Origin of the sequence: Paenibacillus alkalitolerans, from assembly GCF_016482785.1 — a bacterium.
Taxonomy (GTDB): domain Bacteria; phylum Bacillota; class Bacilli; order Paenibacillales; family YIM-B00363; genus Paenibacillus_AE; species Paenibacillus_AE alkalitolerans.
Window position 1 is genome coordinate 283,558 of sequence record NZ_JAEMXM010000006.1, and the last position, 14,081, is coordinate 297,638.

The 14,081-nt window shown below is 49.7% G+C and carries 15 protein-coding genes; 5 read left to right on the forward strand and 10 right to left on the reverse strand.

What is annotated here, in order from left to right:
- Positions 1–13 precede the first annotated feature (13 nt).
- From JET16_RS12890 to JET16_RS12910, 5 genes are all read right to left on the reverse strand, one after another.
- A complete protein-coding gene (locus JET16_RS12890; RefSeq protein ID WP_325176683.1) occupies positions 14–925 on the reverse strand; it encodes a carbohydrate ABC transporter permease in 912 nt (303 codons plus the stop codon).
- A gap of 126 nt (positions 926–1,051) precedes the next feature.
- Positions 1,052–2,740 carry an extracellular solute-binding protein gene (locus JET16_RS12895; protein ID WP_407673137.1) on the reverse strand — a complete coding sequence of 563 codons (1,689 nt, stop codon included), beginning with the start codon at positions 2,738–2,740 and terminating at the stop codon, positions 1,052–1,054.
- Between the two features lie 123 nt (positions 2,741–2,863).
- Positions 2,864–3,808, reverse strand: a complete 945-nt coding sequence (locus JET16_RS12900; RefSeq protein WP_407673135.1) for an ABC transporter permease — start codon at positions 3,806–3,808, stop codon at positions 2,864–2,866.
- Positions 3,809–3,933: 125 nt separating this feature from the next.
- Positions 3,934–4,716 carry a DeoR/GlpR family DNA-binding transcription regulator gene (locus JET16_RS12905; RefSeq protein WP_199616436.1) on the reverse strand — a complete coding sequence of 261 codons (783 nt, stop codon included), beginning with the start codon at positions 4,714–4,716 and terminating at the stop codon, positions 3,934–3,936.
- A gap of 5 nt (positions 4,717–4,721) precedes the next feature.
- Positions 4,722–5,300 (reverse strand): 5' nucleotidase, NT5C type, encoded by a 579-nt coding sequence (locus tag JET16_RS12910; RefSeq protein ID WP_233531478.1) that lies wholly within the window; start codon positions 5,298–5,300, stop codon positions 4,722–4,724.
- 230 nt (positions 5,301–5,530) lie between these two features.
- Between JET16_RS12910 and JET16_RS12915 the strand changes: the two genes are divergently transcribed.
- Both JET16_RS12915 and JET16_RS30590 read left to right on the forward strand, forming a co-directional pair.
- Positions 5,531–6,220 (forward strand): uracil-DNA glycosylase, encoded by a 690-nt coding sequence (locus tag JET16_RS12915; RefSeq protein WP_199616438.1) that lies wholly within the window; start codon positions 5,531–5,533, stop codon positions 6,218–6,220.
- 222 nt (positions 6,221–6,442) lie between these two features.
- The gene (locus JET16_RS30590; protein WP_267908686.1) at positions 6,443–6,577 is read left to right on the forward strand and encodes a hypothetical protein; all 135 of its coding nucleotides are present in this window, start codon (positions 6,443–6,445) and stop codon (positions 6,575–6,577) included.
- Between the two features lie 49 nt (positions 6,578–6,626).
- On the opposite strand, the gene JET16_RS12920 is transcribed toward JET16_RS30590, so the two are convergent.
- Entirely contained in the window at positions 6,627–7,562 is a 936-nt protein-coding gene (locus JET16_RS12920; RefSeq protein ID WP_199616439.1) for a BtrH N-terminal domain-containing protein, read from the reverse strand.
- Positions 7,563–7,915: 353 nt separating this feature from the next.
- Complete coding sequence (locus JET16_RS12925) at positions 7,916–8,329, reverse strand: MerR family transcriptional regulator (RefSeq protein WP_199616440.1); 414 nt, start codon at positions 8,327–8,329, stop codon at positions 7,916–7,918.
- A 197-nt stretch (positions 8,330–8,526) separates the two neighbouring features.
- On the opposite strand from JET16_RS12925, the gene JET16_RS12930 reads away from it, so the two are divergent.
- Complete coding sequence (locus JET16_RS12930; RefSeq protein ID WP_199616441.1) at positions 8,527–9,030, forward strand: DinB family protein; 504 nt, start codon at positions 8,527–8,529, stop codon at positions 9,028–9,030.
- A 179-nt stretch (positions 9,031–9,209) separates the two neighbouring features.
- On the opposite strand, the gene JET16_RS12935 is transcribed toward JET16_RS12930, so the two are convergent.
- Positions 9,210–9,959, reverse strand: a complete 750-nt coding sequence (locus tag JET16_RS12935; RefSeq protein ID WP_199616442.1) for an SDR family oxidoreductase — start codon at positions 9,957–9,959, stop codon at positions 9,210–9,212.
- 213 nt (positions 9,960–10,172) lie between these two features.
- Positions 10,173–10,517 (reverse strand): winged helix-turn-helix transcriptional regulator, encoded by a 345-nt coding sequence (locus JET16_RS12940; protein ID WP_199616443.1) that lies wholly within the window; start codon positions 10,515–10,517, stop codon positions 10,173–10,175.
- Positions 10,518–10,691: 174 nt separating this feature from the next.
- Between JET16_RS12940 and JET16_RS12945 the strand changes: the two genes are divergently transcribed.
- The gene (locus JET16_RS12945) at positions 10,692–11,285 is read left to right on the forward strand and encodes an NAD(P)H oxidoreductase (protein WP_199616444.1); all 594 of its coding nucleotides are present in this window, start codon (positions 10,692–10,694) and stop codon (positions 11,283–11,285) included.
- Positions 11,282–12,742 carry an MFS transporter gene (locus JET16_RS12950; RefSeq protein ID WP_199616445.1) on the forward strand — a complete coding sequence of 487 codons (1,461 nt, stop codon included), beginning with the start codon at positions 11,282–11,284 and terminating at the stop codon, positions 12,740–12,742. The genes JET16_RS12945 and JET16_RS12950 overlap by 4 nt, the downstream gene beginning before the upstream one ends.
- Before the next feature lie 189 nt (positions 12,743–12,931).
- Here JET16_RS12950 and JET16_RS12955 read toward each other — a convergent pair whose 3' ends face one another.
- Positions 12,932–13,705 (reverse strand): DUF3891 family protein, encoded by a 774-nt coding sequence (locus JET16_RS12955; RefSeq protein ID WP_199616447.1) that lies wholly within the window; start codon positions 13,703–13,705, stop codon positions 12,932–12,934.
- Between the last annotated feature and the right edge of the window lie 376 nt (positions 13,706–14,081).

The window sequence follows — 14,081 nt, forward strand, 5'->3', positions numbered from 1 at the left end:
CGTTCCTCTCCCCCTATTCTTTCAGTGAACCGATCATGACACCTTTGGCAAAATATTTTTGGACAAAAGGATAGACGCATATAATCGGAGTTACCACAATGACAATCGTCGCCATTTTCAATGAATTGCCGGTTACTTGAATTTGTTCAAGCAGCTCGTACTGCCTCGTTCCCCCCGACTGTGTCAACGTATCCCTCAACGCTTCCGCCCTTGTCAGCATTTCCTGAAGCAGCGTGGAAAGCGGCCTCAGCTCGCTGTCCCTCACAAAGAACGATCCCGTAAACCAATCGTTCCAATGGCCGACGGCGTTAAATAACGCAATGATGGCGATGACCGGTTTACTCAGCGGCATAATGATGCGCATAAATATCGAAAAATCGTTATACCCGTCGATGCGGGCCGACTCTTCGAGACTTATGCTGATTTGCTGGAAAAACGTCCGCATAATGATAATATTCCAGGCGCTGTACAGCCCGGGTATCACATAAACCCAGATCGTATTGATCAAATGGAGATCTTTTAACAGCATGTAATAGGGAATCATTCCGCCGCTGAACAGCATGGTGAAAAATATAAGCAGCGTGAAAAATCTTACGCCGGGCAACGTTTTGCTTTTTAATGCGTATGCCGCCATTGCCGTCAAAAACACGCTGGCGATCGTTCCGGTAACCGTTCTGAACAATGAAATACCGAATGCATTAACAATATTGGATGAGGAGAACACTTCTTTATAATTTTCCAGCGACCATACTCTGGGCCAAAAATATACGCCCCCTCTTTCCGCATCTTTGCCGGCATTGAAGGACAGGGCCAATATGTTAAAGAAAGGCAAAATAATCGACAAGCATAAAAGAATGATCAGCAAGTAATTGATGAACTTGAATATTTTTTCTCCTGCGGAAAGTTTGTAAAATTCGTTCCCCACTCCTTCTCCTCCTTCATAAAGCATGCAGCGCCAACCGGCTCGAAAGAGATGCCAAACGGGAGGACGGCTTCATCCCCGTCTTAGGAAAAGATGGAGCCGTCCGTCGCCGAATGGAAAGACATTGCACTATATATTTAATTTTGTCTTCGGATCCCCGTCTTTCCGCTCAAGAAGTTCGATGTACTGGTCCAAACCTGCGGCCTTCAATTGGGCCGAGGCGGATTCGACAATTTTCTTCGCTTCAGCGAGGTTTTTCGCATAGTAAGCGCGAACGATGCTGTCGTCGTAATTGTCGAGAGCGGCCTTCAATTCCGTTGATTTTTCAAACTCGCCGAGGAAAGCGAGCGGCTCATATCCGTCTCTAACGAGCGCATTTTTCCGTTTCTCGTCCCAACCCCAATATTCGGCGATTTTCAATGGGCCCGCATTCGTTTCCGGATTCGCCGAATCGCCGTATTCCATTTCTCCGAAATCGGCTTTCCGGTCAAGATCGGTGCCGCCGAGCAATTCTCCCCAATAGTTTCCGACGCCTGCAAATCCGAGCGCCTTCGCCGCATTCGGGTCTGTTTCTTTGAGCTCAAGCACTTCTTTTTTCACGACCGGGTTGCCTTTCTCATCGAGCGTATAATCTCTTCCTTCAATGCCGTATTGCCACAACAGCTTCCCTTCGCGGCTCGCCAAGAAATCGGCCAGCTTGACGATGTCTTCCGGATTTTTCGTCGTTGCCGGAATCGCCCAACCGGAGTACCCGGTCTTGAAAGAGACCTCCATCCGGTACGGGCCGTCTACATTGTTAATCGGACCGATCGGCAAGTAATGCATGTCCTTGTTGAAATCTTGATAGTTGTGCATATCGGCCACGATTGCGAACGAGCCGCTCAGAATGCCTTCAGTCGCCCTGTTCTCTTCTATCGTGTAATATTCGGAATGCATCAGCTTTTCCTTCAACAACTTCTGAACGAACTCGATTCGTTTCAGAGGGTATTCCGTCTCGCTCTCGTGAACGATTTTTCCCTCGGCGTTTCGTTTAAAGCCGTAACTGCCCCATACCATATCGCTGTACAACCGCGGGACTTCGGTACCGCCCCAATATCTCGGGCCGATTACGGACACTTCTTTGCCGTTGTAGTCTTTGAAGTTGCCTTCATTGATTTTCTTGGCCAGTTCATAAAGCTGCTCGGACGTCGTAATCGTTCTCGGATCAACGTTCAGCGCTTCCGCGATATCTTTGCGGATGTGGGGTCCGCCCACCCATTTTCTCGTATCGTAGCCGCCTTCTCTGGCAATGTTCATATGGACCAAATAAACCGAGCCGTTAAATTCCGGACGGAACATGACGCCGTATTGCGTATCCAAAGGAAGATAACCGTCCTGCAAATATTTGCTGTATACTTTCGTATCTTTGATTAGAGGAGCGAGATCCGTAAACATTCCTTCACGCGCAGCCTTCAAGAGAACCGGCATTTCCGGGCGGCCGCTGTGGTTCAGGTAGAAGGTGATAAAATCCGGCAAATCGCCTGATGCCAGGCCGGCGATCAATCCTTCAATCGACCGTTCCGCAGGCATGATTTTCAAATTTAACGTGATTCCCGTAAGCTCTTTAAGCTTCTGCAAAATCTCGGGGTTCATATCTTCGGTGTAGTCGTCGGCGCCCATAAATATGAGTCCTTCAATTGTCCGATCAGCAATCCAGGTTGCCGGCTTGGCGGTTTCCGTACTCGTCTGTTCCGCATTTTCTTCCGACTGTGTTTCAGTTGTTTGTTTTGATGTTTCTTCCGTGATGTTACATCCTGCCAAAAGCAAAGAGACGATCAGTGGAACAGCCAACAATTTAAACCATTTTGTACTCACGGCTTCTCCCTCTTTCTTGTTCATATTTTATGAAAACCGCCTTATGGCGCCTTACTGCCGATTGACGAGCTTTTATGTATGGAATTGTTACCATACCGAAGTTTCGCCGATGCGGCGGGAAACGCGATTGGCAACGATAACGAGGAGGAAGCCGATAAGCCCCTGCATTAACCCGACAGCCGTGGCGTATCCGTACTGTCCGCCCTGCAGCCCTACCCGGATAATATAGGTGTCCAATATATCCGAGAGATGCATATTGCCCGGCATCCTTAGCAAGTAAAGCTGATCGAATCCCGCAGATAAAATATTTCCCAACGACAGAATGAATAGAATGATAACGGTCGGACGAATGCCCGGCAGCGTAATGTGCCATATCTGGCGCCATTTGGATGCCCCGTCAATGCTCGCCGCCTCGTACAATTCGGGATTGATGCCGGCGATCGCAGCCAAATAAATGATCGAATCCCAGCCGATCCCTTTCCAAATATGGCTCCAAAACATAACCGAATAAAAGTATTCGGGTTCATTCATATAGAACGTATCCCCGGCGCCCCCTAACAATTGGACCGCCTGATTCAGCAACCCGGTATCCGGCGCCAAAACTCTCTGGACCAGCCCGATAACGATGACCCACGACAAGAAGTGCGGCAAATAGGAAATGCTTTGGGTTATCCCCTTGAACCGCTTGTTTCTTACTTCGTTAAACATCAGCGCAAGAATGATCGGAAACGGCAGTCCGAGAAACAGTTTCATACTGCTGATGATCAGCGTGTTTTTAATAAGCGTCCAACTTTGGTAGTCGTTAAAAAACGTTTCGAAATACTTAAATCCTACCCACGGACTTCCAAGTATTCCCGCGTTGAATTTGTATTCCTTAAAAGCGAGAAGCAACCCTCCCATCGGAATGTAAGAAAAGACGACAAAGAAGAGAAGGCAGGGCAGAAGCATAAAGTACAAATATCGGTGCAAAACGATTTTTCTCCATAATCTCCTTCTTCTCGCAATGTGGCTCAATGCAACTCCCTCCCGCATCCGAACCTGACTCTGGAATCGATACCAGAATCGTTTGTTTTGTTGACCGTTTATGTGACATGTCCAATATAAAGAGCGAGTGTTTTCGTGATGTTAACGTCGTATTAATGTTTTTTTAAGCCCGGTTAATCCGCTGTAATCCACACGATCCCCTTCAACTCAAGCTCCTGCGACCATGCGCGCGGATGGTCCAGGTCGCATACAATGACGTCGACCGCTTCCAATGGAGCGATATGACAGAAAGCCTGAATGCCTATCTTGCTGTGATCCGCCAAAACAATCACTTCCTTCGCGTTGGAAATCGCCATTCGGGAAATGACGGAATCGTTCATGTCATAGTCGCTTATTCCCGAGACGGTGATGCCGCCAATCGAGACGAACGCCTTGTCCACATAAAAGTTTTTCAACATTTCCTGGCACAGATGCCCGTTGACGGACTGCTGATCCGGCGATATTTCCCCGCCCAGGATGACGACCTTGCCGTGAAACAACCCTTGCGACAACGAATCTCTCAGCACGTTAGCAGCCGTCAAGGAATTAGTTATGACGGTAATCCGCTTCTTTCCTTTCAAGGAACGAGCCAGTTCATGTATCGTAGTTCCCGTATCCATATAAATCGTATTGCCGTCGTCAACCAAGTCGGCCGCGCGGCGTCCGATCGCCTGCTTCGCCTCAAAATTCAATATTTGTCGCTGCTGATACGGAGGCTCGCCGTTATCGTACTGCACTTTTACCGCTCCGCCGTATACCCTTCTGAGCTTGCCCTCGTTCTCCAGCAAATCGAGATCGCGGCGTATCGTCTCGTTGGATACGCCGAACCGCTCCGCCAGCGGGATGACATGCACCTTACCGATCGTGTCGAGAAGCTCCAAAATATGCCGTTTCCGTTCCTCCGACAAGAGAGACATCGCCGTCACTCCCCTTCCTTCGCGCTGCGGTTTGCCGCCGCCAACGGCGCCAGCCGGTCCTTATCCAAAAACAGTTCCCTTACCTCGAGCCAGTTGTTAACCCGTATATGTTCCGATTCGTAAATATTGTGCGGAGCCGTATACAATATCCCTTGTCCGCGAAAGCGGCGAAGCTGTTTGACGTTGTCGTCTATTAAATAATCCGCGTTAATGACGCTTTTCTCCCCGCAAAATACGAAACGCATGTCGGACAGAAACGGGAAATGCTCCCGCAACCATTCGTACTTGGCGCTGAACGACGCCGGCACCTCCATGGCGGCGGTCGCAATATAGATTTCGTAATGCTCGCTCAGTTCGCGAATGACGTCCTGACTGTGCTCCATAACGCGCAGCCGGCGGAAAAAATCGTCCCGGTCGAAATAGCTCTCGATTTGTTTCAACCGTTCGGGCCTTACTTGCGACAGCGTCGTACCGTTGAGGTCCGTCGGCTTTACGCAATCGCCGTAATCCCGGTTATACCATTCCAAATGCGTACCCGCCGTATCGGCTATCACTTCATCCATATCAATGGCAATGCGCTTCAATAGAGTGCCTCCTAGTAATTGTGGGATATAAACGGGCAAAAGTGCAGAACAACAGAATGGAATCCAAAAAGATACCACAATGATAAAGACAAATTGTTATGACGATTTCATTGCTGTGTTAATATTTTGTAAATTGATGGAATGCAAAAAGGCCGCCTTAGGGCAGCCTGATCGTGTCGCGGTAGACAATTTTGTCCGATTTGTCATAATGGATATGGGAGGAGATTACGTTGGCAATCCTGAAAAATGATTGGGCATCCTATCTCGAACCGGAGTTTGAAAAGCCGTACTATATAAATTTGCGCAAATTTCTCGTGGATGAGTACCGGACGAAAACCATATATCCGGATAAATACGATATATTCAACGCGCTGCACTACACCCCGTTTGCCGAAACGAAAGTAGTCATCCTTGGTCAGGATCCGTACCACGGCCCGGGACAAGCCCACGGACTGAGCTTCTCGGTCAAACCCGGAATCAAACCGCCTCCTTCTCTCCAGAACATGTTCGAGGAGTTGCGCAACGACATCGGCTGCGCGATCCCGAATCACGGCTGCCTGGCCGGATGGGCACGGCAAGGCGTACTGCTGCTGAACACGGTGTTGACCGTACGGGCGAACAGCCCGAACTCGCACAAAGGTATGGGATGGGAGCAGTTTACGGACAAAGTAATCGAGACGCTGAACCGAAAGCGCGAACCGGTCGTGTTTCTGCTGTGGGGAAGCCATTCGCAGCAAAAGACGGCACTCATTACGAACAGACATCATCATATCATTCGATCACCTCACCCGAGCCCGTTCTCGGCAAACCGCGGTTTTTTCGGCAGCAGGCCGTATTCGCGTGCGAACCGGTTTCTGCGGGATGCGGGACTCGGGGAAATCGACTGGCAGCTTCCAAACGGCGGTGATTCAAATCATTAATCTCAGTTTGAAACCATAATTGAACCTCATACTTCTTCATTACTGGGATCGACGGATTACGGAAAAAACAAAAGTTTTACATACTTAATAGAATTCAAAAAGTTGATGAAACTCCCGACAAACCCGAATGACGGGGGAATGGATCGATTTTCGACATCGAAATCCCGGATCCTACACCACCCTTGAACAAAGTGCAAGAACACCTTCCGAAGAGAAACTAGATTGGCGCGGCTCAACATTGTAGTCGCCGTCTTTGTATGGCTCCTGTTTATTCAGCTTGTCATGACAGGCGGTCGACCCGAACGGGAATCGCTTGGGTATATGGGCGGTTGGCCGAAAGACGAAGACGATCTATAATTTAACCTCGAGAGGGACCTGAGCCCCTCTCTGAAAATATCGTTCCGCTTCACCGGAATAAGAGTTCTAGAAATTGATCTTCTAAATCCGCCAATTCGTTTAACGCCTCCCCTGCTGCAGACCATTTCTCTTGGACGGCGAGCGAGTGACACTTGCCGAATACTTCGGATTGCTGCAGCTTCAAATTTGCCAGCGTTTCGTTCTCGCTTTGAAAGAACTCTCTATAATTCAGTGCTCGTTTGGCGCCTAACTGAAACGCAAAGTGAGTTAAATGACCCTTTATTCCAGGTTCCATAGTTCTCTCTTGCATATGTCTCTTCAGCGTCATGATTGCATCTCTGCCTATTTGCCAATTATGTTCCGAGGTTGTGCCTTCGGCTTCTTGATACACCTGTCTAAAGTATCGGATCGCTTCCTGATATATTTCCCTGGGCGACGGATGCTTCACTCTCTTTGGGGCACACCAATAATGATAGGCTAAATCGCGCGGATACATTCGGAATTGCAGCCGGCTTGTTTTACTTGCACTGAATAAATTATCCAACGGAAGGATGACATTCGGATATCCGGCCGGGTCATGAATAAGAACATTCCCGCCTTCTATTCGAAAAGCCAATACGTAATGATCGCAACCTTGCAAAAATCTGTGATTCGGATTATAGCTTAAATAAGCCATATCCAATGGCCCTAGCATCACCGGCTGCCGCGTAATCTCGGATGTTAGCAACTCCTCCAGACGATCTGCACTCGTACTTGAGTTTTCAACATACGCAAATCCCAATATGTCCAGTGCTTTGCTGACGCCGGTGTGCGGCACTCCAACCGAGAAATAGAACATCTTGTCTTCTTCAAACCAGACGGTTCCAAGTCCGACTCCCGTTAATACTTCTATTGTCTCCGGCGGGATTTTTTCCCCGATAGTATTAAGCAGCATTGAAGTAGAATTTGCGTAGCAATAGGCTCCGTTTCCGACGTACGATAGCACGATAATCATCCTTTCTTAATTTATGGCAAGAGTCGCCGCCTCTTGCGTATATTAAGAATACCGGCCGAATGCCGGTAAATCTTGATCATTCTTGCTGAAATAAAGGGAGAACCCGTACCATGCTCTCATGGTGCGGGTTCTGACGTTTATCACCAAGCGATTAGCTTGCGTTCGCGAAAAAATCCTCCATTGGGGCCGTCTTTATCCAACGTTGCCAGCCAAACGGCCGTATCGGCCCCTTCTTCGACCGTTAGCGGAGCATCCGCTCCTCATGCAACCCTCGTAACGCCAACTGCCGTGTAATTTCTCTTCCTATACCGCGGTTCCCGCCTGTGACTGCTGCAACTCGCCGTTCAAACATTTTGTCCTCCGCCTTTTCTCAACATTTCTTTCCAGCTTCCGAGACAAGATTCCAAGTGTGCTTCCGCTTTTCTTAAGGTCTCGATTTGCGTTCTGATTTCTTCCAGCTTCTTTTCACCGATATGTATTGCATTCGGTAAGCACTGATGCTTGATTTCCTCGCTAAATGCACAATGAAAAAAATCCATAATTTCATTAACATTAAGACCAAGGCTGAAATATAGCTGAATAATTCTGACACGCTCGATATCGGATTCAGTGTAATCACGATAACCGTTATCCCGGCGTGCCGGGTTCAATAGTTCTTTTTCTTCGTAGTATCTTAGAGAACGAAGACTTACTCCGGTTTTGCGGGACAGTTCACTGATATGAATATTAATCTCCCCTTGTCGATCGATATCACACATTTTAAACCATCACATCGTGTGAAGGTCAATACAGTGTCCCGGCTCACTTAACCCATAAGTTTGCCGCTTAGACAAGCTTATGCTTCGTTGAAAAAAATTTTTTATGGATGCATTTTCCTTGGAGGGGAAAGTATGTTCGTGTCGAATATACTCTTAGGAAAAAAATAAATTATTCTCATTAAAGGAGAGTTGATGGCATGTTTACATCCATTCAATCGTTCTCGGAAAGCTGGAAACAAGAGTGTGAATCCACGCAAAAGCTGCTCGACGCCCTCACCGACGCATCACTGGCGCAACAGGTTACCCCGCAGGACCGGACTCTGGGAAGGATCGCATGGCACATCGTGACTTCCTTGCATGATTTTGCGTCACCGACAGGTCTGGAATTCGAGGCTCCCGGCCCCGATGCGGCCATTCCTTCTTCCGCGCAAGCGATCGCCGACAGCTACCGAAAAGCTAGCGGAAACCTGGCCGATGCGGTTGCCGCCCAATGGACGGACGCCTCTCTCCAGGAAGTTCGGAATGTATTCGGCTTTCAGTGGCCGAACGGCTTGACTCTCTCCCTCCTGAAAGACCACCAAATCCATCACCGCGGACAGATGACGGTCTTGATGCGTCAAGCCGGTCTCCGGGTTCCCGGCGTTTACGGACCTGCCCGCGAAGAGTGGGCGGAGATGAATATGGAAGCTCCTGCGCTATAATAGGAGCAGGGAAGCCCCGGCAGGAGATCGTTCCTGCGGGGGCTTCATTTTATAAAGAGAGAGTTAGGCGAGCAATGCGATAGAGATGCAAGTAGGAGTACCGCCAACAAATTAACGTTATCTAAACGTGAAAAACCTTGAAATATAAAGACCTGTACATTGTTTACAGTTAATGGTTACTATAGGCCTTGTGCAAATCCACCGTCAACAGGCAACTCGACACCGGTGGTGAAGGTCGCATCGGCGGCCAAGAACAAGGCGGCTGCAGCGACCTCCTCGACCGAACCGTGCCGCTTCAACGGAGTAATTTCGTCGCCTTGCTTCATAAACTCGGCCCGTTCTTCTTCTGTCAAGCCTGGAACACCCATGGTCGGGGTATCGATGTAGCCGGGGGCCACGCAATTCACTCGAATCTTCCTTGGCAGGAACTCGGCAGCGAGCACCTGAGCGATAGCTCCTACAGCCTCCTTCGATCCGGAATATGCACTTATACCAGGGAAAATCTTATCATTGGCAACTGTAGTGAAGACAATCGCGCCGCCATCATTAATGAGGGGGGCAAGGCGCTGAATCGTGAAGAACGCTCCCTTGGTGTTGATATTAAAGTGCCGATCCCAGGATGCCTCGGTCACCTGCTCAAGCAGGTTGATTTCTGCGATGCCGTGGTTGACGAACACGTAGTCTATGTGGCCCAGTTTATTCTCGACGATCCCGCCGAGCGCTTCGATGTCGGCCATGTTCGCCGCATCGGAGCGAACGACATGCGCCGCTTCCGATTGGAGCTCGGTCCGGGCCCTCTCAATGTTTTGCTCATTTCGACCGGTGAGCACGACTTCTGCTCCTCCCTTCAAGAGTTCCTTGACGATCGCCAGCCCCATACCATGGGTACCACCTGTGACGACGGCTTTCTTTCCAGCGAACTTGTTCATATGAATCCCCCCCTTAAATAGTTAGGTAAATTACCTTCGAATCAAACTCTAACGTTTGAAATTCGATTAGGGAAGTACGCACTTTATTGTGCTGTTAACACCAAAAAGTTATATAGATACCGGAAAGTACCTGCAAATCACCTTCATCGACGGAGAGAAATGAAAAAATAAAAACGGCTGCCGAAGCAACCGTTATTTCAGTATCGATTTCCATTAATTCTTTCCCCGGTGAAACTCGCCTTGAATGAACTTTTCTCCCCACTCGCACAGTTGATCTAATACCGCTTTTAGCGACTCTCCGATTTCACTCAGTTCATACACCACTTTCGGCGGTACTTGATTGTAAACCGTCCGGATAATAATTCCGTCGTCTTCCAATTCCCGCAACTGCTGCGTCAACATTTTTTGCGTAATACCATGCATGGATTTCTTAAGCTCACTCGTTCGTTTGGGGCCATAGGACAAGTGGCATAGAATCAACATCTTCCATTTGCCCCCTATGACTTCGATGGTGGCTTCTGCCGGCATATTGTACGTGCGTTTCGGCTGGGTTTCCATTGGTTATCTCCTCCCGTCGATCAACGTGTCTTTCATTATGTTCTAAGATACTTTTTGGTACCTATATAACCTTTTGGTGTTAATGGCACAATAAAGTGCGTTCTTCTCAATATCCATTATAGGGTACATAATCCCCATATGCCACAAAATAATAGTTGGAGGTAGGGAAACGTTATGAATGTACTAATAGTCGCAAGCCACCCAAGAACGAATTCGTTCACTTTTGCGGTTGCGGACCGCTTCGCGCAAGGTCTTCAAGATGCCGGACATCGACCGGAGTTATTGGATTTGTACAGCATCGGCTTCGATCCCGCTCTGCGGGAAACGGATGAGCCCAGTTGGTCTTCTTCGCGCAAAATGTATTCTCCCGAGGTGGAGGCGGAAATCGCGAGAATGAAGAAGCACGACGCGCTGGCCTATATTTTCCCGATTTGGTGGTACACCATGCCGGCCATGCTCAAAGGATATATCGATCGTGTGTGGAACGACGGCGTTGCCTACGGCTCTAGCAAACTTCACCATGAGCGGGTACTTTGGCTCGGTCTCGCAGGCGCTTCGCGAGAACATCTCGAGAAGAGACAATACGACAAAATGCTCAAGCGTCAGCTCAATGTGGGGATGGCCGCTTACGCCGGCATCCCCGTCTCCAAAGTCGAGATCTTATACAATACGCTGGATGCAAGGCCGGGCTTGCATGAACGGCTGTTGGCGCAAGCTTATGACCTGGGTTTTCGCTTCACTGAACTGAAAGGGGATGTCTCCGAATGATAAACAACGGTTCAAGCGCACTTCGAAATGCGGACGTTAACGTTTCATGGGGGTTGTTGCTCGTACTTTGCGGGGCGATATTTCTCGAAGGAATCGACGTATCGATGATGGGAGTGGCGCTGCCGTCGATCCGCGATGAACTGAACATGACCACCGGCGAGCTAAGTTGGGTCGCGAGTGCCTATGTGCTTGGTTACGGCGGCTTCATGCTGCTGGGAGGACGTGCCGCCGATTTGCTTGGCCGGCGGCGGATGTTTCTGGGGTGGCTTTTGGTATTCCTTCTCTTCTCCGGACTCGGAGGGATGGCGACCGAGGGATGGATCCTGATCCTCTCGCGGTTCGTAACGGGGATCGCCGCCGCCTTCATGACGCCGGCCGGTCTATCCATCATCACGACTAGCTTTCCGGAAGGACCATCGCGCAATAAAGCTCTGCTCGTCTATGCGGGGACGGCGGCTGCAGGCTTCTCACTCGGTCTCGTCGTTGGCGGTTTGTTAACTGCGGTCGATTGGAGGTGGGTTTTTTTCGCTCCGGTCGCTTTGGCACTGATCATTCTACTGGCAGGGATTCGTCTTATCCCTAATTCGGGACGTCCGGAGCGTTCGCCGCATGGCTTCGACCTCGCCGGAGCGGTCAGCGTGACAGGGGCGATGCTCCTGCTCGTTTCTGCGGTAGTCAACGCGCCGGAAACGGAATGGGGTTGGACGATCGGAACGGTTGCCGCCAGTCTCGTCCTTATGATCGCATTCGTCGCCATCGAACGTCGTTCCGCCTCGCCGCTTATGCGGCTCGGCATTCTCCGATCGAGTGCGCTCGTACGTGCCAACCTGGGGGCTCTATTGTTAGCCGGATCCTTCTTCGGCTTCCAGTTTATCGCGGTACTATATCTTCAAGAGCTGCGCGGGTGGTCGGCGCTCGAGACCGGGCTTGCGCTCTTGGCGATCGGCATCGACGCTGTGCTTGCTCCCACGGTTACGCCTCGCCTCGTCAACCGGTTCGGCTACACCCGGGTCATTTTCGGAGGATTTACTCTTGCCGCCATATCTTACGCCTTATTCCTACCGGTTGATCTCGACTGGACTTATGCGGCTATGTTTCCGACCATGATTCTCACTGGCATCGCTTTCGCACTGACCTATGGGCCGCTCACCATTGCGGCCACAGACGGCATCGCAGAAGAAGAACAAGGGGTTGCGAGCGGCATTCTGAGCACATCTATCCAGTTCGGTGCGGCTCTTGGTCTCTCGGTCGTGACCGCCGTCAGCGTTACCTCCACTGGAACAGATGGATCGCCCCAAGCCATGTTGGACGGCTTCCGATCCGCTCTGATCGTACCGGTTGTGGGTGCCGTCCTCGCAGCGGCCATTACGGCATCTGGCTTTCGCAAGCGCACGGAACGCAGTCGCGGAGGCCGGCTCGATCGGACGGAGGCCTCGTTCGACCCCTTTCAGTCTTAATCTGACTCCTTATTCGCCGGCGCCAGACCGCTGTGTTCAACACCGGAATTGTAGCTAAGTGCCGCGGCCTGCCGGTTTGCCCTATAGCTTAACGAGGCTACTGTACATTTTCAGACCAGCGGCAGCCTCGTTTTGTTTTGCTGAGCTCTTGTACTCGTTTTCTAAGGAGTGGCCCTTCTTTTTTACTTATTACTCTTCCGATGCGCAAAAAGCGGTTTCCTGCACCGTCCATTCCGTCTCCTTGTATGCCTGCTCGATTCCCTTTTGACGAATCAACGATTTTTCAACCTTTTTCAGTCTCAATGCGGTGACGACATCATGTTCCAGAGGCGAAGGGTTCAGCGCTATTTCTTTCTCGTTTCTCCAAATTGCCATTAATGGTTTATGACCTTGCTCGTTAAATAATTCGGAACGCGCGAAACCTCCCCTGTACCACGGATGTTCCCTTTCTTTAGATACGCCGGGTTCGTTCAAGCATACGTAAAGCGAAAGATCGTCGCATAATTGCAAGAGACGGAAATGCTGATCAATCAATTTCCGGTCGTCAAGCTTCAAAGCTTCCGCAATTTTCTCTTGCCGCTCCGTTTCGGTCTGAACAAATTCAATGCAATCCGCCTGTCCGCTGTCCAGGAAAAAAGAGGAAAAATGGAGGCTGCACAGCAATCCTGCATAGGGACTTTGGGCTTCGACTTCATCCAGTCCCAGTTTATAATGCGTCAGTTTCGGCAAAAGCGGGTAATCCATGAAAGAAAACGGCGCATTGATGCGGTCGTTCCAGATCGGGGTGTCGTCCAGCCGGATATGACCGCGATCATGTTCATATATAGCCAATAATACGTCATCCTTGAACTTGTCATCCGCGAGCAAAGTGGTTCTAAACATTGAGGCAAGCTGTCCCGACAAATTCGCGTGGTCATGCTGCGTGATCATTATGAAAGCCCTTTCCGTTTCGCGTACGATCAATTCCATAACCCCCCTGGTCTTGTATCTGCGCATCCGTAAGAGATGATTATAGGATAAATCAAACTCATACAACTCCACAACGCCAAACGGCGGAATCCTATCCCAATAGTCAAAATATAAATCGAAGTACGATCCTTCCGGAACAAGCAATGGAAATATTGGCGTGATTGGAAGTGATGCCGGGCGAAACGTTAAAAAGGTCAACTACCATTCCCTTCGCCTTAATCTTCTTCCAGTTATCCACCAAAACAGTTGCTGCCATCAATTTTATCCAGTATGCCGCGGGTACTAGTAAAAAAGAATTATTCCTTGAAATGTCCTAAAATCTATCAGCTTCACCGAGAGGACTCCCACTTCTATAAGTGGCGAGGTGAAT

Coding starts and splice junctions, on each gene's coding strand:
- JET16_RS12930 (WP_199616441.1), top strand. CDS start 8,527: ATGTTTACATCCATTCAATCGTTCTCGGAAAGCTGGAAACAAGAGTGT.
- JET16_RS12940 (WP_199616443.1), bottom strand. CDS start 10,517: ATGGAAACCCAGCCGAAACGCACGTACAATATGCCGGCAGAAGCCACC.
- JET16_RS12950 (WP_199616445.1), top strand. CDS start 11,282: ATGATAAACAACGGTTCAAGCGCACTTCGAAATGCGGACGTTAACGTT.
- JET16_RS12900 (WP_407673135.1), bottom strand. CDS start 3,808: ATGCGGGAGGGAGTTGCATTGAGCCACATTGCGAGAAGAAGGAGATTA.
- JET16_RS12935 (WP_199616442.1), bottom strand. CDS start 9,959: ATGAACAAGTTCGCTGGAAAGAAAGCCGTCGTCACAGGTGGTACCCAT.
- JET16_RS12945 (WP_199616444.1), top strand. CDS start 10,692: ATGAATGTACTAATAGTCGCAAGCCACCCAAGAACGAATTCGTTCACT.
- JET16_RS12905 (WP_199616436.1), bottom strand. CDS start 4,716: ATGTCTCTCTTGTCGGAGGAACGGAAACGGCATATTTTGGAGCTTCTC.
- JET16_RS12925 (WP_199616440.1), bottom strand. CDS start 8,329: ATGTGTGATATCGATCGACAAGGGGAGATTAATATTCATATCAGTGAA.